The 23,167-nt window shown below is 66.5% G+C and carries 21 protein-coding genes and 1 pseudogene; 8 read left to right on the forward strand and 14 right to left on the reverse strand.

Annotation, left to right across the window (positions count from 1 at the left end):
• Positions 1-8: 8 nt before the first annotated feature.
• The 3 genes and pseudogenes from ACVWZ8_RS07645 to ACVWZ8_RS07655 all read right to left on the reverse strand — a co-directional run bounded on the left by ACVWZ8_RS07645 (position 9) and on the right by ACVWZ8_RS07655 (position 3,697).
• Positions 9-1,347 (reverse strand): annotated as a pseudogene (locus ACVWZ8_RS07645) (MFS transporter).
• Positions 1,348-1,460: 113 nt separating this feature from the next.
• Positions 1,461-2,219, reverse strand: coding sequence for a LamB/YcsF family protein (locus tag ACVWZ8_RS07650; protein WP_456504287.1), 759 nt, complete (start codon positions 2,217-2,219; stop codon positions 1,461-1,463).
• Between the two features lie 410 nt (positions 2,220-2,629).
• On the reverse strand, positions 2,630-3,697 hold the full coding sequence (locus ACVWZ8_RS07655) for a LacI family DNA-binding transcriptional regulator (RefSeq protein WP_426975394.1): 1,068 nt from the start codon (positions 3,695-3,697) through the stop codon (positions 2,630-2,632).
• A 184-nt stretch (positions 3,698-3,881) separates the two neighbouring features.
• On the opposite strand from ACVWZ8_RS07655, the gene ACVWZ8_RS07660 reads away from it, so the two are divergent.
• The 5 genes from ACVWZ8_RS07660 to ACVWZ8_RS07680 all read left to right on the forward strand — a co-directional run bounded on the left by ACVWZ8_RS07660 (position 3,882) and on the right by ACVWZ8_RS07680 (position 8,593).
• Positions 3,882-4,742, forward strand: coding sequence for an ABC transporter substrate-binding protein (locus ACVWZ8_RS07660; RefSeq protein WP_456505916.1), 861 nt, complete (start codon positions 3,882-3,884; stop codon positions 4,740-4,742).
• An 80-nt stretch (positions 4,743-4,822) separates the two neighbouring features.
• On the forward strand, positions 4,823-5,611 hold the full coding sequence (locus ACVWZ8_RS07665; RefSeq protein WP_426975393.1) for an amino acid ABC transporter permease: 789 nt from the start codon (positions 4,823-4,825) through the stop codon (positions 5,609-5,611).
• The gene (locus tag ACVWZ8_RS07670) at positions 5,608-6,384 is read left to right on the forward strand and encodes an amino acid ABC transporter ATP-binding protein (RefSeq protein WP_456504288.1); all 777 of its coding nucleotides are present in this window, start codon (positions 5,608-5,610) and stop codon (positions 6,382-6,384) included. The genes ACVWZ8_RS07665 and ACVWZ8_RS07670 overlap by 4 nt, the downstream gene beginning before the upstream one ends.
• On the forward strand, positions 6,384-7,427 hold the full coding sequence (locus ACVWZ8_RS07675) for a Gfo/Idh/MocA family protein (protein ID WP_456504289.1): 1,044 nt from the start codon (positions 6,384-6,386) through the stop codon (positions 7,425-7,427). The genes ACVWZ8_RS07670 and ACVWZ8_RS07675 overlap by 1 nt, the downstream gene beginning before the upstream one ends.
• A gap of 44 nt (positions 7,428-7,471) precedes the next feature.
• A complete protein-coding gene (locus ACVWZ8_RS07680; RefSeq protein WP_426975388.1) occupies positions 7,472-8,593 on the forward strand; it encodes an NAD(P)/FAD-dependent oxidoreductase in 1,122 nt (373 codons plus the stop codon).
• A 48-nt stretch (positions 8,594-8,641) separates the two neighbouring features.
• Here ACVWZ8_RS07680 and mmsB read toward each other — a convergent pair whose 3' ends face one another.
• The 9 genes from mmsB to ACVWZ8_RS07725 form a co-directional block, all read right to left on the reverse strand.
• Entirely contained in the window at positions 8,642-9,931 is a 1,290-nt protein-coding gene (gene mmsB, locus ACVWZ8_RS07685) for a multiple monosaccharide ABC transporter permease (protein ID WP_426975387.1), read from the reverse strand.
• Between the two features lie 5 nt (positions 9,932-9,936).
• A complete protein-coding gene (gene mmsA / locus ACVWZ8_RS07690; protein WP_426975386.1) occupies positions 9,937-11,466 on the reverse strand; it encodes a multiple monosaccharide ABC transporter ATP-binding protein in 1,530 nt (509 codons plus the stop codon).
• Between the two features lie 107 nt (positions 11,467-11,573).
• Positions 11,574-12,698, reverse strand: coding sequence for a multiple monosaccharide ABC transporter substrate-binding protein (gene chvE / locus ACVWZ8_RS07695; protein WP_426975385.1), 1,125 nt, complete (start codon positions 12,696-12,698; stop codon positions 11,574-11,576).
• A gap of 254 nt (positions 12,699-12,952) precedes the next feature.
• Positions 12,953-13,903, reverse strand: a complete 951-nt coding sequence (locus ACVWZ8_RS07700; RefSeq protein ID WP_456504290.1) for an aldose 1-epimerase family protein — start codon at positions 13,901-13,903, stop codon at positions 12,953-12,955.
• Complete coding sequence (gene araA, locus ACVWZ8_RS07705) at positions 13,900-15,420, reverse strand: L-arabinose isomerase (RefSeq protein WP_456504291.1); 1,521 nt, start codon at positions 15,418-15,420, stop codon at positions 13,900-13,902. The genes ACVWZ8_RS07700 and araA overlap by 4 nt, the downstream gene beginning before the upstream one ends.
• Positions 15,421-15,464: 44 nt before the next feature.
• Complete coding sequence (locus tag ACVWZ8_RS07710) at positions 15,465-16,175, reverse strand: L-ribulose-5-phosphate 4-epimerase (RefSeq protein WP_456504292.1); 711 nt, start codon at positions 16,173-16,175, stop codon at positions 15,465-15,467.
• Positions 16,172-17,896 carry a ribulokinase gene (gene araB / locus ACVWZ8_RS07715; RefSeq protein ID WP_456504293.1) on the reverse strand — a complete coding sequence of 575 codons (1,725 nt, stop codon included), beginning with the start codon at positions 17,894-17,896 and terminating at the stop codon, positions 16,172-16,174. Before araB ends, ACVWZ8_RS07710 begins: the two co-directional genes overlap by 4 nt.
• 111 nt (positions 17,897-18,007) lie before the next feature.
• Positions 18,008-19,030 (reverse strand): LacI family DNA-binding transcriptional regulator, encoded by a 1,023-nt coding sequence (locus ACVWZ8_RS07720; RefSeq protein WP_426975378.1) that lies wholly within the window; start codon positions 19,028-19,030, stop codon positions 18,008-18,010.
• Between the two features lie 104 nt (positions 19,031-19,134).
• Positions 19,135-19,392 carry a hypothetical protein gene (locus ACVWZ8_RS07725; protein WP_456504294.1) on the reverse strand — a complete coding sequence of 86 codons (258 nt, stop codon included), beginning with the start codon at positions 19,390-19,392 and terminating at the stop codon, positions 19,135-19,137.
• 628 nt (positions 19,393-20,020) lie between these two features.
• Between ACVWZ8_RS07725 and ACVWZ8_RS07730 the strand changes: the two genes are divergently transcribed.
• On the forward strand, positions 20,021-20,356 hold the full coding sequence (locus ACVWZ8_RS07730) for a hypothetical protein (RefSeq protein ID WP_456504295.1): 336 nt from the start codon (positions 20,021-20,023) through the stop codon (positions 20,354-20,356).
• Positions 20,357-20,385: 29 nt separating this feature from the next.
• Here the strand turns inward: ACVWZ8_RS07730 and ACVWZ8_RS07735 are convergent, their stop codons facing one another.
• On the reverse strand, positions 20,386-21,147 hold the full coding sequence (locus tag ACVWZ8_RS07735) for a LysR family substrate-binding domain-containing protein (protein WP_426975375.1): 762 nt from the start codon (positions 21,145-21,147) through the stop codon (positions 20,386-20,388).
• Between the two features lie 80 nt (positions 21,148-21,227).
• On the opposite strand from ACVWZ8_RS07735, the gene ACVWZ8_RS07740 reads away from it, so the two are divergent.
• Together ACVWZ8_RS07740 and ACVWZ8_RS07745 are read left to right on the forward strand one after the other, a co-directional pair.
• Entirely contained in the window at positions 21,228-21,632 is a 405-nt protein-coding gene (locus tag ACVWZ8_RS07740; protein ID WP_426975374.1) for a DUF5997 family protein, read from the forward strand.
• Positions 21,633-21,782: 150 nt separating this feature from the next.
• Positions 21,783-22,391, forward strand: a complete 609-nt coding sequence (locus tag ACVWZ8_RS07745; RefSeq protein ID WP_456504296.1) for an NADPH-dependent FMN reductase — start codon at positions 21,783-21,785, stop codon at positions 22,389-22,391.
• On the opposite strand, the gene ACVWZ8_RS07750 is transcribed toward ACVWZ8_RS07745, so the two are convergent.
• The gene (locus ACVWZ8_RS07750) at positions 22,388-23,164 is read right to left on the reverse strand and encodes a HipA N-terminal domain-containing protein (RefSeq protein ID WP_456505917.1); all 777 of its coding nucleotides are present in this window, start codon (positions 23,162-23,164) and stop codon (positions 22,388-22,390) included. The two genes, ACVWZ8_RS07745 and ACVWZ8_RS07750, sit on opposite strands and share 4 nt — an antisense overlap.
• Between the last annotated feature and the right edge of the window lie 3 nt (positions 23,165-23,167).

The following is a 23,167-nucleotide window of genomic DNA, read 5'->3' on the forward strand; positions in this document are numbered from 1 at the left end:
CGCGCCGCTCAGGCGCGGGCATCCTGCAGGAGCCGCTCTTCTTCCTGGGTCTGCGGATCCCGGCCGAGGGCCAGTCCGATGATCGTCACGATCGAGGCGACCGCAAGGTAGCCCGCGATCAGGTACCAGTTGCCGGAGGCAGCATAAAGTGCCGTGAAGACCAGCGGTGCGATGGCGCCGCCGATCACCCCGGCGAGCGTGTAGGCCAGCGAGCTGCCGGCGTAGCGGAGCCGCGGCGGGAACTGCTCCGTGATGTAGGCGGCCTGCGGGCCGTACATGAAGGCATGCAGTGCCAGGCCGATCACTACGCCCACTGTGAGCATGAGCACGGACTTGCCTTCGACCATGAGGAAGAACAGCGGGATGTAGACGGCGGTGCCGACGGCGGCGATGCCGTAGACGAGACGGCGGTTGATGCGGTCCGTGAGGGCGCCGGCCGCGGGAATGAGCACCAGCTGGAAGGCGGACCCGATCAGGATGGCAGCGAGCACGTTACTGGTGGTCATACCAAGTTCCCTGGTGGCGTAGACGGCCACAAAGACCGTGAACAGGGAGTACAGGACGTCCGGGCCGACACGGGAAAGGGCGGCGGCCACGAGGGCGCGCGGTTCCTTGGTGAAGACCTCCTTAATGGGGGCCTTCGGCTGCTCGCCGTGGGCCAGGATGGCCTTGAAGACCGGGGTTTCGTCAAGCTTGAGGCGGATCAGCAGGCCGAAGACCACCAGCACGGCGGACGCCAGGAAGGCCACGCGCCAGCCCCAGGACAGGAAGGCTTCGGTGCTCAGTGTCGCGGCGAGCACCGCCAGGACACCGTTGGCCATCAGGTTGCCGGCCGGCGGGCCGATCTGCGCGGCGGAGGACCAGAAGCCGCGCTTGTGGGCGTCGCCGAATTCGCTGGAGAGCAGGACGGCACCGCCCCATTCCCCGCCGACGCCGATCCCCTGGGCCAGGCGCAGCAGCACGAGGATGATGGGGGCGGCTATGCCGATGACCGCGTAGTCCGGAAGCGCGCCGATGAGCACCGTGGCGATGCCGATCAGCAAGAGGGTGGTCACGAGGACGTGCTTGCGGCCGATCTTGTCGCCGAGGCGGCCGAAGAGGATGCCGCCGATGGGGCGGGCGAGGTAGCCCACGGCGAAGGTGGAGAAGGAGAGCAGGAGCCCGACGAACTCGTCGCCGACGGGGAAGAAGATTCTTGGGGAACACCAGGGCCGACGCCACGGAGTAGATCGCAAAGTCGTAGTACTCGAGCGAGGTGCCGGTGAGGCTCGCGATGTAGGCCTTGAGGGCGCCGGGCGGCAGCTTCTTTTTGGCGGCGGCCGGGGTGGCCTGGTGCGGTGTGGTCATGGTTTCCTCCAGGTGTGCGGGTGCTGCCTGTTGCTCGGATGTAGGTGCGTGTGAACCCGGTGAGCCCGGGTGGTGCCGGGCTTGCCTGGACTCGTGTTGAGACGAATCCGTGTCTACACGAACGCGGCGGTGGTGATGCCCGCGGCGGTGAGCGCTTCGCGGACGGCGGCGGCCATCGTGACGGCCCCCGGGGAGTCGCCGTGGACGCAGATGCTTTCGGCGCGGATTTTCAGGATGGAGCCGTCGATGGTGCGGACGGCGGAATCGGAGGCCATCCGGAGCACATGCTCAGTGACCTCCGCGAGGTCGTGCAGGACGGCTCCGGGGAGCGTACGCGATACGAGCGTGCCGTCCGGGTTGTAGGCCCGGTCGGCGAACGCTTCGGTGACCGGGCGGAGTCCGGCGGCCTCGGCCAGCCGGAGCACTTCCGAGCCTGGCAGGCCCAGGATCGGCAGGTTCGGGTCAACGGACTTCACGGCGTCGACGACGGCCTTCGCCTGGGCGGTGTGCGCGACGATGGCGTTGTACAGGCCGCCGTGCGGCTTGACGTACCTGACTTTGCCGCCCTCGACGGCGGCCAGCGCCTGCAGCGCACCGATCTGGTAGACGACGTCGTCCGCCAGTTCGATCGGATCGATGTCCAGGAAGCGGCGGCCGAAACCGGCCAGGTCGCGGTAGCCGACATGGGCACCGATCATGACGCCGGCGGCAACCGCCTCGCGGCAGGTCCGGCGGATGACGCTGGGGTCGCCGGCGTGGAATCCGCAGGCCACGTTTGCACTGGACACGGAGCGGAACATCGCTGTGTCGTCGCCCAAGGTCCAGCGTCCGTAGGACTCGCCGACGTCGCTGTTAAGGTCGATGGTTGCCATTTGTGATCCTCGTCTCATGATAGCCCCCTACATAAGGATGCATCACTTTGGCAGATTGTTCAACAATCCGTCGCTTCGACGTTGAAACAATTGGGTAGATTCGGCGCTGTGACGACTTCCGGGGCAGGAGCCCGGGGTCGGGCTGAAGCCGCCCGGCTGCGCTTGCCGGTCCCCTCGGTGGCCCACCGAGTGGCGGCCGAACTTCGCCTGCAGCTGGCGGAGGGCCCCTGCTGGCGTACCTGGACCGCTCGGAAGCGAAAGCAAAGCGCCGTCCACGGGGACTGAGCTCGCTGGATGGGCAAGCTCCGCGACGCACATTCAGCCCCACGACGCGCAGAAATGAGCGACGCGGGTTGGCCTCTTGGGGGCCAACCCGGGTCGCAGCCGCCTGCGGTATCGGGCGTTACTTTTTATGGGCGACGAACCCGGATCGAGCCTCGACGGATCAGCGTCGCCGTGAATTCGGACGCCGCCGCGGACGCCTTCCTTCCTTCGATCTGCCGGATCAGTGCCGTCGCGGCGGCTACGCCCATCTCGTAGACAGGCTGCGCGATCACCGTCAGCGGAGGGGTCGTCAGGCGCGTCCAGGCAAAGTCGTCGTACATGAGGAACGAGACATCCTCCGGGATGGACAGTCCAAGCTCCTGGATGGCTTCCACGACGCTGAGGCCGATGAGCCCGTCCGAGGCGATAATCGCAGTCGCAGGGTCCGGCCGCTGCAGGAGCCCGCGTGTGATCTTCTTGATCGACTCGGCATCTCCGGCATTGAGCCGGACCAGATCGTCCGGCTGGACCAGTCCGGCTTCCTCGAAAGCGCGTTTCATTCCGTCCCGCCGGTCCGAGATCTGGGACGAGTCCAGCTGCATCCCGTCGCGGTAGGCGTCCACCGCCTTGAGGGTCGAGATGAACGCGATCCGCCGGTGCCCGGACTGGATCAGGTAGCTGGTGGACTCGTGGGATATCCCCTCCATATCGACCGCCACGGTATCCACACCCAGCCCCGGCGCCTTGCGGTCCAGCAACACCAACGGCCGGCCTGATTCGTAAACCCGGCGTAAATGTTGTGTGTCCACGGAGGACGCCGGGGCCACGATCAAGCCGTCCACGCGCTTGTCCAGGAGGACCCGGACGGCATCCACTTCCGCGGCCGTATCCTCGTCCGTGTTGATCAGGATGACGTTGAAGCCGCTCTTCTTTGCGGTGTCGGTGATGCCCCTGGTGGCCAGGCCGAAATGGGGGTTTTCAATGTCGCCGACCACCACCCCGATGGTGTTCGATTTCCCCGTGTTCATGCTGCGGGCGAGCTCGTTGGGCCGGTACTCCAGCTCCTCGGCGGCGGCCAGGACACGTTCGCGCACATCCTCGCTGACCGCGCCATAGTTGCCCAGGGCGCGGGCCGCCTGGGCCTTCGAAACCTGGGCGGCTTTGGCGACGTCGGCGACTGTGACGTCACGGCGACGGGAAGCATCACTACTCATTACGACCTTTCCTGGCGGACTCTTGACGCCCCATGTGGCTTCGATTACATTTCTATCAATCGATGTGAGTCCGGTCTCAATCCTAGGGACTGAGACCGGACTCAGCAAGAGTCGCATCGACAATCCCCGTGAGGCGGTTCCACCGGCCGCCTGCCCCACTCCCCCACGATTGGAAAACGCTGTGATCACACGAACGAACCTGCGCCCAGGGGTGCTCATCGCCGCTGCCGTTGCCGCGGTCCTGGCCCTTTCCGGCTGCGGGGGGTCCACCTCCGCTTCCTCCTCGCCAGCGGAAAACCCGTACGGCCTGATAGAGCCCGGCTCCATCCGCGTCGCCAGCCTGGGCGATTCCAAGCCCTACGCGTTCGCAGACGCCCAGGGAAACTTCACCGGCTTCGACGTCGAACTCTTCAAAGACGTCGCCCACCGCGCTGGCGTCGACAAGGTGGTCTTCACGGGACAGGACTTCTCCGGGTTGCTTGCCGCCGTCGCCAACGGCCAGTTTGATGCCGGCGTCGCCGCCATCGGCATCACGGACAAGCGCAAACAGACGGTCGACTTCTCCGATGGGTACCTTGCCGGCTATTTGACGGTCATCACCACAAAGACCTCAGGCATCAGCAACGCCGAAGGGCTTGGCGGGAAGCGTCTCGGCGTCGTGCAGGGAACACTGCAGGAGGCCTACGCGGTCATGAACTTCACGTCCGCGAGCCTGGTGCGCTTCCCGGACAACAACACCGCGATCTCCGCGGTCAACAGCGGCTCCGTGGACGCGCACTTCCTGGACTACGAGGCCGCCAAGGCCTACCAGGAGCAGTTCGGCCTGGTCAGCGCCGCCGACATCCCCTCGTTCGACGCTCCCGCCGGATTCGCCGTAGCCAAGGGGAAGACCGCCTTAACGGACGCCCTCAACAAGGGCCTGGCCGCCGCCATGGAAGACGGTACATGGAAGAAGCTCTACCAGAAGTGGTTCCCCGGTTCCCCGATGCCCGAACAGTACCTGCCGAAGGCCGAACAGACGGCTACCCCGGCACCCAGCAAGTAAGCCTCCCGGCTTGCGGCCGGGCGGACCACAACCGGCGGTCCGCCCGGCGTTCCACCAGCTAACTACGTCTGAGAGCAACCATGGACTGGTTCACCACCATCATCCGCACCTTCTTCGACTTCGGCGCAATGGCCGAAGTCCTCCCCCAACTTCTGGGTGTCGGTCTTCTGAACACCCTGATCATCTCCATTGCCGCCACAGTGATCGGCGTGGTGCTTGGCATGATTGTCGCCGTCATGGGGATCTCCCCCTCCCGGTGGCTGCGCGTCCCGGCCCGGGTCTACACGGACTTGTTCCGCGGGCTCCCCGCCATCCTCACCATCCTGCTGATCGGCCAGGGGTTCGCCCGCCTGAGCCAGTCGATCTTTGGACCGTCCCCCTACCCCTTGGGGATCATCGCCCTCAGCCTGATCGCCAGCGCCTACATCGGCGAAATCTTCCGGGCCGGCATCCTCAGCGTGGACAAGGGTCAGGGCGAGGCCTGCCGCGCCCTGGGCATGAGCTATGCCAAGTCCATGGCCCTGGTGGTGGTTCCGCAGGGCATCCGGCGGGTCCTGCCCGCCCTGGTCAACCAGTTCATCGCCATCGTCAAGGATTCCTCGCTGGTCTACTTCCTGGGGCTGCTGGTCTCCGAACGCGAGCTGTTCCGCGTCGGCCAGGACGCCGCAGTACTCTCGGGCAACCTCTCCCCGCTGGTCATGGCCGGAATCTTCTATCTCGTCATCACCGTGCCGCTCACCCATCTGGTGAATTATTTCGACAACCGCTTCCGTACTGGGAAGCGGCGCCCGTCGGCCCCCAGCAGCGGCCTGAACGAAATCAAGGAACTCGACGCGGCCTCGCCGCTGACCACCGGGAGCAACACATGAGCGCCAGCGCCAGCATCAACAGCACCCTCGCAGACATCGAGACGTTTCAAGGCTCCAGCCTTGAGCTCAAGAACCTCACCATGGCCTTTGGGGAGATCGAAGTGCTGCGCAACGTCAGCCTCGCCGTCGCACCGGGCACCACCACCTGCGTGATCGGGCCGTCCGGTTCCGGCAAGTCCACCTTGCTGCGCGGCGTCAACCGTCTCCACGAACCCAAGAGCGGCGACGTGCTCCTGGCCGGGGAAAGCGCTTTGGACGTGAAGCCGGACACCCTGCGTCGGCGGATCGGCATGGTGTTCCAGCACTTCAACCTCTTTCCGGACCACACAGCGCTGGAGAACGTGGCGCTGGCCCTGTGGAGCGTCAAAGGCATGCCCAAGTCCGAGGCGATGGAACGCGCCCGGCGCCGGCTCGCCGAGGTGGGCCTCGCGGAACGGGCAGACCACCGGCCGCGTGATCTCTCCGGCGGGCAGCAGCAGCGCGTCGCCATCGCGCGGGCGCTGGCCATGGAACCGGAAGTGATGCTCTTCGACGAAGCCACCAGTGCCCTGGACCCGGAACTGGTCAAGGGTGTACTGAACCTGATGGCATCGCTCGCCAAGCGCGGCATGACCATGGTGGTGGTCACCCATGAGATGGGCTTCGCCCGCAGGGTGGCAGACCAGGTGGTCTTCATGGACGAAGGTGAAGTCGTCGAATCAGGATCGCCGGCCGATCTCTTTGACAACCCGCAGAGTGAACGGCTCCAGCGCTTCCTCTCCGAGGTGCTCTGATGCGGACCGTTGCGCCCGGACCCATCCGCACCGCTGTCGTCGGCTTCGGCATCTCCGGCCGCGTCTTCCACGCCCCCCTGCTCGCCGCGGACCCGGCCTATTCGCTCGATGTGATCGTGACGGCGGATCCGGAACGCGCCGCCGCGGCGGCATCACGGTACCCGCGGTCACGGATTGTCCCGACGCCGGAGGCCCTGTTCACGCTGGCCGGCGATCTCGACCTTGTGGTCCTGGGTACCCCGCCGTCTACGCACTTCGACCTCGCCTCGACGGCAATCGCCCACGGCCTGCATGTGGTGGTGGACAAGCCATTCGTCACCACGTCGGCCGACGGTGAGGAGCTTGTCTCGAGGGCCGCCGACGCCGGCGTCGGGCTGACGGTCTTCCAGAACCGCCGCTGGGACGCCGATTTCCTGACCCTGAGAAAGCTCCTCGAAACCGGCGTGCTGGGCGAGGTCCGGAGCTTTGAATCCCGGTTCGAATGGTGGCGCCCGGAAGGCTTCGGCAACTGGCGGGACTCCGCCACCCTCGCCGAGGGAGGGGGAATCCTTCACGACCTCGGCGCCCACCTGATCGATCAGGCCCTTCAGCTGTTCGGACCCGTGGCCCGAAGCTACGGGGAAACCACGCAGCGCGGTCCTGACGGTTCGGCGGCAGACCAGGAGGCGTTCGTTTCCCTGCTGCACGAGTCCGGGGTCCGGTCCCGGCTCTGGATGAACGGCGCAGCCGCCCAGGTGGGGCACCGGTTCCACGTCCTGGGCTCTGCAGCCGGCTACACCAAATGGGGACTGGACGGCCAGGAGCCGGCCCTCGACGCCGGCGTGCTGCCCGCCGATCCCCGTTACGGGGTCGAACCCGAAAGCGCCTGGGGCGCTTTGGGCATCGACGGCGGGACCACGCCGGTCCCGGCCGAGCGGGGCTGCTATCCGCTGTTTTATGGGCTCCTTTCTGCAGCCCTCCGCGGTGACGGGCCGCTGCCTGTGGACCCGGTCCAGTCCATTGAAGTCCTGAAAATCATTGAAGAAGTCCACGCCCTCGCCTGACCTAAGCCGTCCCCGCGGGCCGCACTCTATGAAAGAGAGTCCCCATGAACTCCGCAGTCTCCGCCAAGCGTGTTGCCGTTATTGGCGGCGGAATCCTTGGCGTTTCCACAGCCGTCCACCTGCTCCGCGGCGGCGCCTCGGTGCTGCTTCTGAGTGAAGCCGGCCTCGCCAGCGGGGCCACCGGCCGTTCCCTGTCCTGGTTGAATTCCGCCGGCGAACGGTCCACGCCCTACCACCAGCTCCGCGTTGCAGGAATGGACCGGTACCGGACGCTGTTCGCCTCGGATCCCGCGAGGGAGTGGCTGCGGTTCGACGGCGGCCTCATGTGGAACGCCGCAGGGCAAGCCGGCGCCACAGAAACCCGCCACGCCTACGAGCAGAACAAGGGCTATGACTCCAAGCTCCTCGCACCGGAAGAAATCGCAGCATTCACGCCGGGTGTCGATGCCACGGCCGTCCCGGAAAACGCGATCTTCAACCCGGGCGAGGGCTGGGTGAGCCTCCCGGATCTCGTGGACTTCCTGATGGCCGAGTTCCACGAGCTCGGCGGCGAACTGATCCTCAATGCAGGACGAGCCTCCGTGGTGGTCAGGGACGGACGGGCAGCCGGGGTCGAAGTAGCCTCCGGGACCGTGTACGACGCCGACGTGGTCCTGGTCGCCTGCGGCGCCGCGACACCGGCTGTGGTGGCACCCCTGGGGGTCGAGATCCCCAATGCCTCGCCGGTGTCCATGCTGGTCATCACGAAGCCCGTCGAGCCCGCGGTCACAGCCGTCATGAACACCCCCCGGGCGGCCGTCCGGCCCAACCCGGGAAGCACTCTGGCTCTGGATCACGACTGGTACGAGGAACGCATCACCGATCACGGGGACGGCACGTTCGGCATTCCCGATGAAACCGTCCAGGAACTGGCGGACGAGGCCGCCAAACTCATCGCGGGCAACCCGGAGCTCAAGCCGGCTTCCTGGAAGATCGGCTACAAGCCGATCCCGGGTGACGGCGAGCCCGTCTTCGGCGAATTGCCGAAGGTTCCCGGCTGCTTCGTCGCCTTCACGCACTCCGGCGCCACGCTCGGACTTATTGCGGGAGAGCTCCTGGCCGCCGAGATCCTGAGCGGGTCCCGGCACCCGATGCTGGCCACGTTCCGGCCGGAACGGTTCCTCTGACAGACGACTGCGGGAGCGGCGGCCGAAGCCGCCACTCCCGCAGCTTTGTTACTTCCCGGCCGCTACCGGGACCGCGCGCTCATCCGCCGGCTTCCCGGCGTCGGCACCGGCCGCGGGAGGGGTTCTCAGCTTGAGGCGCTTGCCGAACGTGGCCCCGCCGCCCTTGCCGCTGCGGTTCTTGTTGAAGATGTCGAAACCGACGGCGAGGAGCAGCACGAGGCCCTTGATGAGCTGCTGGTAGTCGGTGCCTAGGCCCAGGATGGACATGCCGTTGTTGAGCACACCCATGATCAGGCCGCCGATCATGGCCCCGGCCACGGTGCCGACGCCGCCCTGGACCGCCGCGCCGCCGATGAACGCCGCAGCGATGGAGTCCAGTTCGAACCCGGTGCCGCCGGCCGGCTGGGCGGAGTTGAGCCGGGCCGTGAACACGAGGCCGGCAAGTGCGGCGAGGACGCCCATGTTCACGAACAGCCGGAACGTGACGGCCTTGGTCTTGATGCCGGACAGCTCCGCCGCGTGCAGGTTGCCGCCGATCGCGTAGGTGTGCCGGCCGAAGACGCTGTTGTTCATCAGCGCCGTGTAGACGATCACCAGGACCGCGAGCACAATCAGGACGATCGGGGTGCCCCGGTAGCTGGCGAGGAGGAAGGTGATGGTCAGCATGAGCAGGGCAATGAACGCGGTCTTGGTGGCGAACCAGGCCATCGGCTCATTCTCGAGTTCGAACTTCTTCCGGATCCGGCGTTCCTTGACCGCCTGGATCACCAGCGCCAGGGTGGCGCCGACCCCCAGGATGACCGTCAGCCACTCCAGCACCGAGGTGCCGCCGGAAATGTCCGGCAGGAAGCCGCCGCCCAGCGCCCGGAGTTCGGCCGGGAACGGCGTAATCTGCTGATTCTTGAGGGTGATCAGCGTCAGGCCGCGGAAAATCAGCATCCCGGCGAGGGTGACGATGAAGGCGGGAATGCCGACGTATGCGATCCAGTAGCCCTGCCAGGCACCCACGAGCGCGCCGACCAGCAGGCAGGCGGGGATGGCGAGCCACCAGGCCCATCCCCAGTGCACGATCATGACACCGGCGACTGCGCCGATGAAGCCGGCGATCGATCCGACGGACAGGTCGATGTGGCCGGCGATGATCACCATGACCATGCCGATGGCCAGGATCAGGATGTAGCTGTTCTGGACCACCAGGTTGGTGACATTCTGCGGCTCCAGCAGGATCCCGTCCGTCAGGATCTGGAACAGCAGGACGATCAGGATCAGGGCGACAAAGATGCCAACCTGGCGGAGGCGGCTTGTCAGGAAGCCCAGGGATTCTCGGAGGGCGGACATGTTCGCTATTCCTTCTCTTTGGTCATGTAATGCATGAGGGTTTCCTGCGATGCTTCGGCGATCGGGACCTCGCCGGTGATGTGCCCGGCGGACAGGGTGTAGATCCTGTCGCAGATGCCCAGCAGCTCGGGCAGTTCGGAGGAGATCACAATGACCGCCTTTCCTTCCGCGGCCAGCTTCGCGATGATCGTGTAGATCTCAAACTTCGCGCCGACGTCGATCCCGCGGGTGGGTTCGTCGAGGATCAGCACGTCCGGGTCGGAGAACATCCACTTGCTCAGCACCACCTTCTGCTGGTTTCCGCCGGACAACTTGCCCGTGATGGCGGCGACCGACGGGGCCTTGATGTTCATGTTCTTCCGGTAGTCGTTGGCCACGACGGTTTCCTGGTTCTTGTCCACCCAGCCGCCCTTGACCAGCTTGCGGAGCGCGGCCATGGAGATGTTCCGCTTGATGTCCTCGATGAGGTTCAGGCCATAGAGCTTGCGGTCCTCGGTGGCGTAGGCGATGCCATGCTTGATGGCGGCGGAGACGGTGCCGGTGTTGATTTCCGTGCCGTACTTGAAGACCCTGCCGGAGGTTGCCGTGCCGTAGCTGCGCCCGAAGACGCTCATGGCCAGCTCCGTCCTGCCGGCGCCCATCAGTCCGGCCAGCCCCACCACTTCCCCCTTGCGGACGTTGAGGCTGGCGTTGTTGACCACCATCCTGCTGTGGTCCTGCGGGTGCCGGACGGACCAGTCCTCGATCCGCAGGACTTCCTCGCCGATCTGGGGGTCCCGGTCCGGGTACAGGCTTTCCAGGTCCCGGCCCACCATTCCGCGGATAATGCGTTCCTGGGTGATCTCGCCGTCGCCCAGGCGGAGGGTTTCGATGGTCTTGCCGTCGCGGATGATGGTGACGGCATCCGCGACCTTGCGGATTTCGTTGAGCTTGTGGCTGATGATGATGCAGGTGACGCCCTGGCCCTTGAGGTGCAGGATCAGGTCCAGCAGGTGGCCCGAGTCCTCGTCGTTGAGGGCCGCCGTCGGTTCGTCGAGGATGAGGAGCTTGACTTGCTTCGAGAGCGCCTTGGCGATTTCCACGAGCTGCTGCTTGCCCACGCTGATGTGCTGGACGGGGGTGACCGGGTTTTCGCTCAGGCCCACCCGGGCCAGGAGTTTCGCGGCCTCCAGGTTGGTCTTGCGCCAGTCCACCCAGCCGCGCTTGGCCTGTTCGTTGCCGAGGTAGATGTTCTCGGCGATGGAGAGATACGGGCTCAGTGCCAGCTCCTGGTGGATGATCACGATTCCGCGCCTCTCGCTGTCGCTGATGCTGGAGAAGTTGCAGGGTTCGTTTTCGAAGAGGATCTCGCCGTCGAAGGAGCTGTGCGGGTAGACGCCGGACAGCACCTTCATCAGGGTGGATTTCCCGGCGCCGTTTTCACCACAGATCGCGTGGACTTCGCCGCGGTTCACCTGCAGGGTGACGTCCTGGAGGGCCTTCACGCCCGGGAAGGTCTTGGTGATTCCTCGCATTTGAAGAATGGGTGTGTTCATCGCCAATTCTCACTGACTGGTAGTACCTGAGACGTCCTGCGGCTGCAGGGGTCTACGGGAAGGGTGGCGGCCCGGGCTAGACGGCGGACCGCCACCCTTCGACGTGACTACTTGACGTCGGCCTCGGTGTAGTAACCGGAGTCGATGAGTTCCTTCTTGTAGTTCTCATTCGTGATGATGACGGACTTGAGCAGGTACGCGGGGACCACCTTGACCTTGTTGTTGTAGGTCTTGGTGTCGTTGACCTCGGGCTCCTGGCCCTTCAGGAGGGCGTCGACCATCTTCACTGCCTGGGCTCCCAGCTGCCGGGTGTCCTTGAAGATCGTGGAGTACTGCTCGCCGGCGATGATGGACTTCACCGAACCCTTTTCGGCGTCCTGGCCGGTAACGATCGGCAGGCTTCCCTTGGCGTAGCCGCCGGTGCTGGTCAGGGCCGAGATGATGCCGATAGACAGGCCGTCATACGGGGAGAGAACGCCGTCGAGCTTGGTGCCGGAGCTGTAGGCGGCGGTGAGGATGTCCTCCATGCGCTTCTGGGCCACGGGGGCCTGCCAGCGCAGGATGGCGGCCTGCTCAAACTTGGTCTGGCCGCTGGGCACCTTCAGGGTTCCGGCGTCCAGGTACGGCTTGAGGGTGTCCATGGCGCCGGTCCAGAAGAAGTTGGCGTTGTTGTCATCCGGGCTGCCGGCGAAGAGCTCCACATTGAAGGGGCCCTTGCCTGCGACCTTGTTGCCGCTGGCGTCAACGAGGCCCAGGCCGGTCAGCAGCGAAGTGGCCTGCTGCACGCCCACCGTGTAGTTGTCGAAGGTGGTGTAGAAGTCGACATTCGGCGTGCCGTTGATGAGCCGGTCGTAGGCAATGACCTTGACGTTCTGTTCCTTCGCCTTGGCGAGGACGTCGGTCAGCGTGGTGCCGTCGATGGCCGCGACGATGAGGGCCTTGGCGCCCTTGGTGAGCATGTTCTCGATCTGCGCCACCTGCGTGGGGATGTCGTCATTGGCGTACTGCAGGTCGGTCTTGTAGCCGAGCTTCGTCACGGAGTCCGAGACGTTCTTGCCGTCGGCGATCCACCGTTCCGAGGTCTGCGTCGGCATCGAGATCCCGACGAGGGAGCCGGCAGCATCGGCGCTGGCGGACGGGGCGGCCGTACCGGGCCGGCTGCCGCAGCCGGTGGCCCCGACGGTCACAGCGAGGACAACCGCAACGGCGCCCAGGAGTTTCCTGATCTTCACAATTTTCTCCTTCCGCGGACCCGTGGGCCGCGAAGTTGCTCCTGATCGCAGCCCTGCACGTCATTGTGCCCCCTGCGGGGCGGTAACAGCGGGAGGATTGCGGAGGTCTGAATGGAACGGGGGTTCAGCCGGCAAGGGAACTGCGGCTGATTGTTATCGCTAACAATATGGTCAAAGATAGCTTCTAGAAACATGTGAGTCAACGCACATTCGGCGTTTATTCTCCTTCGGGCCGACGGCGGGAGGTCAGGAGGTCAGGCGGCGAAGATGCACCAGGACGCGCCGTGCGAGGCTCCGGGTTCGAGCCGCACGAGGTCCGTGCCGGTGTTGAAGGCGTCCGGCGGGCAGCTCATCGGTTCGACGGCGAGCCCCAGCCGGGTGGGCAGCGGCGGTTCCGTGTCCCCGGTGTAGAGCTGCAGCCAGGCGCAGCTGCGGTCCCAGGCCATGCCGACGCCGGTCCCGCCCGGGTCCCGGACCACGACGCGTGCCTGCCCGTCGCCGTCGCCGTCGCCGTCGCCGTCGCCGTCGTCGTCGTCGTCGTCGTCGTCGTCGAAAACAATGTCGGTGAAGGCATGGTCGATCTCCGTGGAACCGATGACGCGGGCGGCGCGGAAGTCGTATTCGTGTCCTTCAACGGGCCGGACGGCGACCGGCAGCAGCCGGTCCGGCGTGACCTCGAGGAAGGAGTCCGCCGGTATCTCCAGGCTCCATTCGTCCAGCGGCGCAGGTCCTGCCAGCAGGTAGGGGTGCGGGCAGACCCCGTAGGGCGCGGTCCGCTCCCCCACATTGGCTGCCGTGACGGTCGTGTGCAGTCCGTCGCCGTCCAGCCGGTAGCAGGCGGTGATCGACAACGCGAAGGGGTAGCCCGGCGTCGGCTCGATGGCGCAGGAGAGCGCCACGGCGGATTCCGTCCGGGACTCCAGCCTCCAGTCCAGCTCCGGGGTGAAGCCGTGCAGGGCGCACTGCCGGCCGGGCTCGTTGACCGGCACCTGGTAGTCCACCCCGCCAAAGGTGTACTTCCCGTCGGGAATCCGGTTCGGCCAGGGCGCGACGACGACGCCGCGGTAGTCCGGGTTGGGCCCGCCGGCGGGGAACGGGACGACGAGGTCCCGGCCCCGGTGCCGCAGTTCCCGCACCGCCGCTCCCCGGGCGGCGATGACCGCGGTGTACTCCCCGTGCCGGAGCCCGTATTCGGCCCCGGTCACAGCCCGCTTGCCAGCTTGTAGTAGGCGGCGTTCCAGGCCAGTTCCTTCTTGAACCCCCGGATCGTGGTGCCTACGTCAATGGTCAGCAGCTCCGTGCGGGCGATCTCGGCGAAGTCCTCGAAGACGTCCATGCCGACGGCGGTGGTCAGGACGGTGTGGTGGGCGGCCCCGGCCGTCAGCCAGGCGGCCGCGGAGGTGGTGAAGTCCGGCTTGGGCGACCAGAGCGCGCGGGCCACCGGCAGGTTGGGCAACGGCTCGTCAAGGTCCACGACGTCGACGGCGTTCGCCACGAGGCGGAAGCGGTCGCGCATGTCGGACAGCGCCACCACGACGCCGGGGCCGGCGTCGGTGTCGAAGACCATGCGGACCGGGTCTTCCTTGCCGCCGATGCCGAGCGGGTGGATTTCCACGCGGGGCTTTGTGGCGGTCAGGGACGGGCAGACCTCGAGCATATGGGCGCCCAGGATTTTCTCCTGGCCCGGGACGAGGTGGTACGTGTAGTCCTCCATGAGGGAGGCGCCGCCGGGGAGCCCGGCGCCCATGACCTTGGCGGCCCGGACCAGGATGGCGGTCTTCCAGTCGCCCTCGGCGCCGAAGCCGTAGCCGTCGGCCATGAGCCGCTGGACGGCCATGCCCGGCAGCTGGCGGAGTGCGCCGAGGTCCTCGAAGGAGGTGGTGAATGCCGCGGAGCCGTTGGCCTCCAGGAAGCTGCGCAGGCCCAGTTCGATCCGTGCGCTGTAGCGCAGCGACTCATGGCGCGCTCCGCCGGCCCGGAGTTCCGGGGCCACGTCGTAGAGCCGCTCATATTCGGCGACGAGGACGTCGACGTCGGTCTCCGGCGCGCCGTGCACGGCGTCGGCGAGTTCGTTGACGGACCAGGTGTTCACCGAGACGCCGAAGCGCAGTTCCGCTTCGGTCTTGTCCCCTTCGGTGACGGCGACGTTGCGCATGTTGTCGCCGAAACGGGTGAGCTTCAGGGTCCGGACGGCAGCCCAGCCGGCGGACGCGCGCTGCCAGGATCCGACCTGGCGGGACACCTCGGGGTTGGACACGTGCCCGACGACGGTCTTGCGCGGAATGCCGAGGCGCGACTGGATGTAGCCGAACTCGCGGTCGCCGTGCGCGGCCTGGTTCAGGTTCATGAAGTCGAAGTCGATGTCCGCCCACGGCAGTTCGACGTTGGCCTGGGTGTGCAGGTGCAGGAGCGGTTTGCGGAGCAGGTCCAGGCCCTGGATCCACATCTTGGCCGGGGAGAAGGTGTGCATCCAGGCGGTCACGCCGATCACGGCGTCGTCGGAATTCGCTTCCAGGGCGGTGCGGCGGATGGCGTCCGAGTCCGTGAGCACGGGTTTCCAGACGATTTTCACCGGGACGTCGGACGAGCCGTTGAGCTGCCGGGCAATCTCCTGTGACTGCGCGGCCACCTGCTTGAGGACGTCCTCGCCGTAGAGGTGCTGGCTGCCGGTGAGGAACCAGACCTCGTACTGCTCAAGGGACGTGTTGTTGGCGTTGGACATGTTTTCTCCTGCGGACGTGGTGGGGAGGGCTGGCGGTGGTGGGCCTAGCGGCCGTAGACGTTCTGGTAGCGGGCGTAGAGAGAGTCGATCTGGGCGGGGTCGATCGGCAGGGGCTCGCCGAGCTGGCGGGAAATATGGACTGTCCGGGCCACTTCCTCGCACATGACGGCGGCTTTCACCGCCGAGCGGGCATCCTTGCCCACGGTGAAGGGTCCGTGGTTCTGCATCAGCACGGCCGGCGAGGTGGAGTGGGCCAGGGTGTCCACGATGCCGCGGCCGATCGAGTCGTCCCCGATCAGCGCGAAGGGACCCACCGGGATGGGGCCGCCGAACTCGTCGCCCATCATGGTGAGCACGCACGGGATGGGCTCGCCCCGGGCGGCCCAGGCGGTGGCGTAGGTGGAATGGGTGTGGACCACTCCGCCGACCTCGGGCATGTTGCGGTAGACGTAGGCATGCGCCGCGGTGTCCGAGGACGGCGTGAGATCGGGGTTTCCCCATTCCGCGGCGCCGCCGTCGGCCTCGGCGGAAAGCCCGCTGACCGGCGTGCCGTAGAGGTCCGTGACCACCATGAGCTCGGGGCTCAGCCCGGCGTAGGAAACCCCGGACGGTTTGATGACCATCAGGTCGTAGCCGGGCACGCGCGCGGACACGTTTCCCGCGGTCCAGACCACCAGCTGGTAGTGCGTGAGCTCTGCATGCAGTGAACAGACCTCGCGGCGGAGCCGTGCGATGGATTCCAGCAGCGCGCTCATGCGGAGGCTCCTTCCGGGATGGGGGCGAGAAGGGGCCGGACCGCATTGCGCTGGATGGCCTTGAGCCGGTGCATGACCTCGTTCGCTCCCCTGCCGAAGTGGTCGTGGAGCGTGCGGTACTCCTGGAACAGTTCCTCGTAGGCGGCAACGTTCTCCGGGATGGGGGTGAACACGGCTCCGGGTTCGGAGCCCATGGCGGCGGCGGCGGCCCGGATGTCTTGGTACCGGCCGGCCGCCACGGCGGCGTGGATGGCCGAGCCGAGGGCCGGGCCTTGGCTGGAGCCGATGGTGGAGAGCTGCAGTCCCGTGACGTCGGCGTAGATCTGCATCAGGAGCTCGTTTTTCAACAGCCCGCCGGCGACGATGAACTCCTTCACCGGCACTCCCGAGTCGCGGAAGGCGTCCACGATGGTCCGGGTGCCGAAGGCCGTGGCTTCCAGCAGGGCCCGGTAGGTGTCCTCGGGCCGGGTGGCGAGGGTCTGTCCGAGCACGAGGCCGGACAGTTCGTGGTCCACCAGCACCGAACGGTTCCCGGAGTGCCAGTCGAGGGCAATGAGGCCGTGCCCGCCGATGGCCTGGCCTGCGGCGAGTCCGGTCAGGTATTCGTGGATGCCGAGCCCGCGGGCGGCGGCGGCCTGATGGTATTCCGGCGGGACGCCGTACCTGGTGAACCAGCCGAAGATGTCGCCCACGCCGCTCTGCCCCGCCTCGTACCCCCACATCCCCTCCACAATCCCGCCGTCCACCACGCCGCACATGCCCGGCACTTCGCGCAGCTCGGTTCCGTTCAGAACGTGGCAGGTGGAGGTACCCATGATGGCCACGAGCTGTCCTGGCTCCACGGCCCTGGCCGCCGGGGCGGTGACGTGGGCGTCCACGTTTCCCACCGCGACGGCGATCCCCTCAGGCAGTCCGGTCCAGGCGGCGGCTTCGGCGGTCAGCCGGCCCGCGGCGTCGCCCAGCCGGCCGATGGTGTGCTCCAGCTTGGTGCTGACGAAGTCCTTGAACTGCGGGTTCAGGGCGGCAAGGAAGTCCTCCGAGGGGTAGCGGCCGTCCTGGTAGATCCCCTTGTAGCCGGCCGTGCAGGCGTTGCGGACGTAGTTGCCGCAGAGCTGCCAGACGATCCAGTCGGCGGCTTCCACCCAGCGGTCCATCGCGGCGTAGGTTTCCGGGTCTTCTTCAAGCAGCTGCAGTCCTTTGGCGAATTCCCATTCGGAGGAGATCAGCCCGCCATAGCGCGGGAGCCAGCTTTCGCCGCGTTCGGCCGCCAGGGCGTTGATCCGGTCCGCCTGCGGCTGCGCGGCGTGGTGCCGCCACAGCTTCACGTAGGCGTGCGGCCGGCTGGCGAGCCCGGCGAGTTCGTTCAGCGGGGTTCCGTCCGCCTTGACCGGAACCATGGTGCAGGCGGTGAAGTCGGTGGCGATTCCGACGACCGCGGCCGGGTCGATTCCGGCGTCGGCGATCGCGGCGGGGACGGCGTGGCGCAGGACCTCCCGGTAGTCGTTGGGAACCTGGAGGGCCCATTCGCCGGGAAGCCGGATGCCGGCAGCGCCCGCCGTGTCCTCCGGAAGCTCGCCGGTGACCACGGCATGCGGGTAGTCGAAGACGCCGCTGCCCAGTTCCTTGCCGTCCCGGACCCGGACGACGACGGCCCGCCCGGAGAGCGTGCCGTAGTCCACGCCGATGACAAAGTTTTCGGTTCCGTCCACTGAGACGTCCATCAAATCCTCCAATAGGTTCCGCAGCGTTGCGAACCCCTTTATTGTTAGCGCTAACAAACCTGCTGTCAAGAAGCTCCGGCATACGCGTTGCTCGAACTACGGCTCCGGCCCTTAGGGGAGCCGCGGCCCGGCCGCGGTGCTGGCGCGCACGACGAGCTCAGGTTTGACCACCAGGGCGCCGCCGGCCGCACCGTCCTCGATCTGGGCGCGCATCAGGTCCATGCAGCGTTTTCCGAGTTCCTCGAAGTCCTGGCGCACGGTGGTCAGCGGCGGCATGAAGTAGGCGGATTCGGGCTGGTCGTCGAAGCCGACCAGCGAGACATCTTCCGGCACGCGGATGCCCTTCTCGCCGAACGCCCGCAGCACGCCCAGCGCCATCTGGTCGTTGCTGACGAACACCGCCGTGGCGCTGCGCTGTTCTGCCAGCTGCTGCCCGATCCGGTACCCGCTGCCCGCGCTCCAGTCACCCTCCACCAGAAGGTCGTCGCTGAGGCCGGCTTCCGCCAGCTCCTCGCGCCACCCGTCAACACGGCCTTGGCCATCGATCCAGCCGAGCGGACCCGAGACATGGCCGATCCGCTGGTGGCCAAGCCTGATCAGATGGGCGACGGCCAGCCGCGCCCCCAGCTTCTGGTCGACCATCGCACCGCTCAACCGCCCTTCCCCGGCTCCGCCGACTACGATCACCGGGACATCCAGGTTCAGGCGTTCGAGCGCCTGAAGCGTCCCGTCGTGCGGCACTATGACAATCAACCCATCCGCGCCCTGGTCCGTGAGGTGGCGCACCGCATCGGAAATGACCTCAGGACCGGCCCCCTTGATCGCGGCAATGCTCACGAAATACCCTGCCTCCCGGGCGGCCTGCTGGACTCCCAGCAGCGTATTCGCCGGGCCATACTGCCCGAGTTCGGAGGCGAGGACGCCGATGGTCTGGGTGCGCCGGGTCACGAGGCTCCTGGCGGCCGTGTTGCGCCGGTAGCCGAGTTCGGCAATCGCCGCCTCGACCCGCGCCCTGGTTGCCGCGCTGACATTCGGGTGGTTGTTGATCACCCGCGACACCGTCTGGTGGGAAACCTTGGCCCGCGCTGCAACGTCCTCGAGGCGCGGCAGCCGCCGGTCACTGTTGTTCCCCATGCGAGGCACCTTCCTCCGTATGCGGCCGATCCGCGTGAAATCAAGCTACAGGAGGGCGCCGGACCGGCCATGGCCCCCCGCGGCCGGCTGCCGTTCTGTTAGCGCTAACGGTAGCGCATTTCCGGGGTCCGGAACGGGGGCATTCCTGCCGTCCTCCGGTCATCTTCGTCCGCCGTGACGTGGAATGCCGGCCCGGACCGTCGTGGGTCCGGGCCGGCGGTCTCTGGGGCCGGGTTCACAATGAACTCACCCGTGGCGACGACGTTCCGCAGAGAGTCCTTCCTGCCCACCGACGTGAACTGGATGATGGGCGGATTCACCGAGGCCACGGTGAAGAATGACTGCGGGGCAAGGTTGTCCACCCCCTCGTGAGAGTGTCAATCTGATTTGAGCCCACGATGGAGGTAAATCGCAGTCTCATCGGGACCCATGTCACGACGAGGCTGGAATCGCAACCAGGAGTGGCTGGGACGCCGCCAATAGTTGTGTCGGACAGTGATGCATCTCGACCCGGGACCCGGAATCTGACGAATCCGAAGGCTGTACGGGAACAACACGGTGACGCATACCAAGGGCGTGTGATGAGCGAACAGGCCGGACGGAAGGCGAGATCAGCCATTAGGCTGGCCCTCTAGCAAACACCGAACGGTCCGGATCGAATCCCAGCGAGGAATCGACCGGGCCGTTTGTTTGGGTGGGTGCAGTCACGAAAAAGAGAACGAGCGGCGCCAATTGGCGCTGAAGAGGTCTTCGTTTGTGCGGACTATGTGGTTTGTTGGAGGGTCTGGGCGAGGCGGTAGGAGACGGTGACTGCAGAACCGGACCCAACTCAAACTGCCATAATCATCGCGGGATGGCAGTTCATCGGGGTGAAGTCCGTTCACATGGTTTCACCCTAGGCCCGCCGGCACCGACCGAGCAGGCGGCTCCGCGACCGGCGCCCGCCTGCTCCGTGCAGGTCTACCGGAAACCGCTTGTTAGGCTGGATGAATGAAACTTCGCCTTGCCGCCCTGTCCGCCGCCTCGCTCGTGATCGCCCTGACCGGCTGCGGCCAGGCGCAGGACGCCGCCAACAAGGCAGTCAGCGACGGCGCTTCCCAGGTTGCCACCGCAGCCGGCGGCGAAGTTAAGAAGCAGGTCTGCACCCTTGTGGAGGACGGCCTCGTCAGCGTCAAGGACAAGGAACTCCTCGGCGGACTCGTCGCCGGGGCGGAGACCGCCGGCGCGCCCTCGGACATCACCACGCCGCTGCGGCAGATTGCCGAATCCGGCGACCAGGTGCCGGCCGAGTCCGTGAGTGCCCTCCGGGACGCCTGCGCAGCATAGGAGCGGCAGCAACGTCCAGGAATCCGCGGTCAGCGCTTGCCCTTCTTACGTGACCCCTTGCCGCGGCCCTTGTCCGGATTCGGCGCGTACCGCTGCGCCACCTTCGGTTTCTTGACCCCGGTCCCGCGCCGGTCCGGCTTCGGTTCGCGCTTGGGCTTTTCCTGCTGGGCCGAGGGCTGCCGGGAGCTCGCCGCGGTGCGGCCGCGGACAATCCCGATGAACTCCTCGATCACCTCGTCCGTGGAGTCGCTGGGCCACGCCACGGCAATCTCCGTGGTGGGCGCCCCCGTGAGCTTCCGGGCCACGGTGTCCTTGACGTTGAAGTGGCGCGCCACGGACATCGGCAGGATGGCCAGGCCGGCGCCGGATGCCACCACGTGCAGGGCCATCTCCGGTCCGCCGAGTTCCTGCACATCCAGCAGGGTCTCCGCGGCCAGGTCCGCCAGCGCAACTTCCTCAAACACCGAAATTTCGTGGCCCTTCGGCGCCACCACCACGGGCTGTTCCTCATACAGCGGGATGACGCTCAGGCCCTCGCGTTCCACGGGAAGGCGCACGAAGCTCAGGTCCGCGGAACCGTCGCGCAGCACCGCAAGCTGGGCGCCGTCGTCGGACATAAAGGAGTGCAGCGGAACATCCGGCATCCGCTCTTCCCAGCGCCGGATCCACTTGCCGGGAGTCACGCCCGGGACGTAGGCGAAGCGCAGCTCCCGTGGCGCTGCTTCGGCCGGGGCGGCGGTTTCGGCGGCGGATTCTTCAGGGGCTGGGGGGGATTCATCGTCTGCGGACACAAGTTCACAGTACCGCCAGAGCCGGCGTCGGGTTCCGCCGTCTGGTGCCGCGCCACCGCCGCGCCGGATACTCTTGAAGTATGACCTCTGCAAACTCCCAGTCCATGAAGCCGGCCACCGTTGCCAAGAAACTTGGCATCTACCTGCCCGCAACACCCCAGGAGTTCCAGGATTCGGTTATCACCCGCGCCGATTTCGCCGAGCTCCAGGCGAACCCGCCGGAGTGGCTGGCCGAACTGCGCCGCAATGGCCCGCACCCCCGCCCGGTGGTCGCGCAGAAGCTGAACGTGTCCATCGCCGGCCTGGCCCGCGGTGGCGTCGAGGAAGCGCTCACGACGGCGGAGATCACCGCGCTGCTGCAGGCTCCCCCCGCATGGCTGGTGGCCGAGCGCTCCACCCACGCTGCCGTCCGTGCCGAGGCCCAGCGGGTCAAGGACGAGGCCGCGAAGAAGGACGCCAAGAAGGCCCGCGCCGCGGCCGAGTAGCGGCGGGCTATCTGATCCGGCCCCTATTTTCATCCCGCGGACGCAGGACTATGCTCGCGGAATGAGTCGGGACCGCCGGCCCGATCCCCATCCCCATCTTCATTTCTCAATCCACCAGCGACCGGCGGAGCATCGGGAAGGAATCAGGCCATGGCCTTCAAGATCGGATATTTTGTCGGGAGCCTTTCGAGCAATTCCATCAACCGGACCCTGTCCAAGGCCCTGATCCGGCTTGCACCCGCGGACCTGGAGTTCACGGAAATTCCCATCAAGGACCTGCCGTTGTACAACCCGGATTATGACGCGGACTTTCCTGCCGAAGGGCAGGCCCTCAAGGATGCGGTCGCCGGTTCCGACGGCATCCTGTTCGTCTCTCCCGAGTACAACCGGTCCATCCCAGGAGCGCTCAAGAACGCCATCGACTGGGGATCCCGGCCCTGGGGCACCAACTCGTTCGCCCGCAAGCCCACCGGGATCATCGGCGCCTCCCCTGGCGGCATCGGCACGGCCGTGATGCAGTCCTCGTTCCGCAGCGTACTGAGCTTCCTCGATGCGCCGCAACTCAATGCGCCGGAGGCTTACATCCGCTTCGTCCCGGAGGTCTACGGCGAGGACGGCGACGTCAAGGACGAAACCACGGCTCAGTTGCTGCGCCACTACATGGAGGAGTACAGCTCCTTCATAGAGCGGGTCCTGGCCGCCAATGCGCCCGGCCATATCGGCGACGAGCACCCGGACAAGGACAAAGTGAACCGCTAGGGGCCCGGCCTAACCCACGCGTGCATGGCTTTCGATCGCCCGGAGGGTGCGGATGAGCGGGACTGGATGGGCCGCCACATTCCGCCTGCGAGCTCACGGTCATGGCGTTGCGTGACAAATACGTCCCATGCCCCGATCCGCAAGAGTTCGGAAGCCGCCACCTCCAGTCCCAGAAAAGCGGCAGCTCCCATGGTGAGCTGCTCGACGACGTCGAGCCGGCTGAAGTTCCCTGTCGATGGTTTCAGGATGTGGGTTGTCGGGGTGGCATCCGCCGGGACTCCCCAACCGCCGTCGGGAAACCGGTGAAGGGCAATTTTAGCCGGCGCGCCCGCCAGGCTGAACAGCCCTGCTGCGTCGTCGTAGGGCGTTCCGTCCGCGTATTCGGCGACTACATGATCCAACATGTCGGCAACCTCGGACGTGGTGACTGGACGGACCACATCCCGGGCAGGGACTCCATCGGAAGCCCCGGTATCCGGTGGCATGAACTGGAGGGCACCGGCAACATCTGCGCCAATGTGCTCAAGAATGGCAACCGGGTTCGACGCCGGCACTCCGAAGCGCCGTGCGATGGTGCGCATGGCTCCGTCGCTGTCCGGTAGTAAACCCTGCAGGAACGGCAGCACCGCCCGCTTCTTGTGCGAGGCAGCGGCCAGCGGCATGGACAGCGACAGCGGAGTGGCATCCTGCATGACCTGATACTCGGGACGGTACCGGAACGTCCGATTGCCTGCTTGCGTCTGCTCTACGCGACCACACACCGTCCCGTCCATGAA

The organism is Arthrobacter sp. UYCu723, from assembly GCF_054059215.1.

Coding starts and splice junctions, on each gene's coding strand:
- mmsA (WP_426975386.1), bottom strand. CDS start 11,466: ATGAACACACCCATTCTTCAAATGCGAGGAATCACCAAGACCTTCCCG.
- ACVWZ8_RS07730 (WP_456504295.1), top strand. CDS start 20,021: ATGAAACTTCGCCTTGCCGCCCTGTCCGCCGCCTCGCTCGTGATCGCC.
- ACVWZ8_RS07740 (WP_426975374.1), top strand. CDS start 21,228: ATGACCTCTGCAAACTCCCAGTCCATGAAGCCGGCCACCGTTGCCAAG.
- ACVWZ8_RS07710 (WP_456504292.1), bottom strand. CDS start 16,175: ATGAGCGCGCTGCTGGAATCCATCGCACGGCTCCGCCGCGAGGTCTGT.
- mmsB (WP_426975387.1), bottom strand. CDS start 9,931: ATGTCCGCCCTCCGAGAATCCCTGGGCTTCCTGACAAGCCGCCTCCGC.
- ACVWZ8_RS07720 (WP_426975378.1), bottom strand. CDS start 19,030: ATGGGGAACAACAGTGACCGGCGGCTGCCGCGCCTCGAGGACGTTGCA.
- ACVWZ8_RS07675 (WP_456504289.1), top strand. CDS start 6,384: ATGCGGACCGTTGCGCCCGGACCCATCCGCACCGCTGTCGTCGGCTTC.
- ACVWZ8_RS07655 (WP_426975394.1), bottom strand. CDS start 3,697: ATGAGTAGTGATGCTTCCCGTCGCCGTGACGTCACAGTCGCCGACGTC.
- araB (WP_456504293.1), bottom strand. CDS start 17,896: ATGGACGTCTCAGTGGACGGAACCGAAAACTTTGTCATCGGCGTGGAC.
- ACVWZ8_RS07750 (WP_456505917.1), bottom strand. CDS start 23,164: ATGGACGGGACGGTGTGTGGTCGCGTAGAGCAGACGCAAGCAGGCAAT.
- ACVWZ8_RS07650 (WP_456504287.1), bottom strand. CDS start 2,219: ATGGCAACCATCGACCTTAACAGCGACGTCGGCGAGTCCTACGGACGC.
- ACVWZ8_RS07665 (WP_426975393.1), top strand. CDS start 4,823: ATGGACTGGTTCACCACCATCATCCGCACCTTCTTCGACTTCGGCGCA.
- araA (WP_456504291.1), bottom strand. CDS start 15,420: ATGTCCAACGCCAACAACACGTCCCTTGAGCAGTACGAGGTCTGGTTC.
- ACVWZ8_RS07745 (WP_456504296.1), top strand. CDS start 21,783: ATGGCCTTCAAGATCGGATATTTTGTCGGGAGCCTTTCGAGCAATTCC.
- ACVWZ8_RS07680 (WP_426975388.1), top strand. CDS start 7,472: ATGAACTCCGCAGTCTCCGCCAAGCGTGTTGCCGTTATTGGCGGCGGA.
- ACVWZ8_RS07670 (WP_456504288.1), top strand. CDS start 5,608: ATGAGCGCCAGCGCCAGCATCAACAGCACCCTCGCAGACATCGAGACG.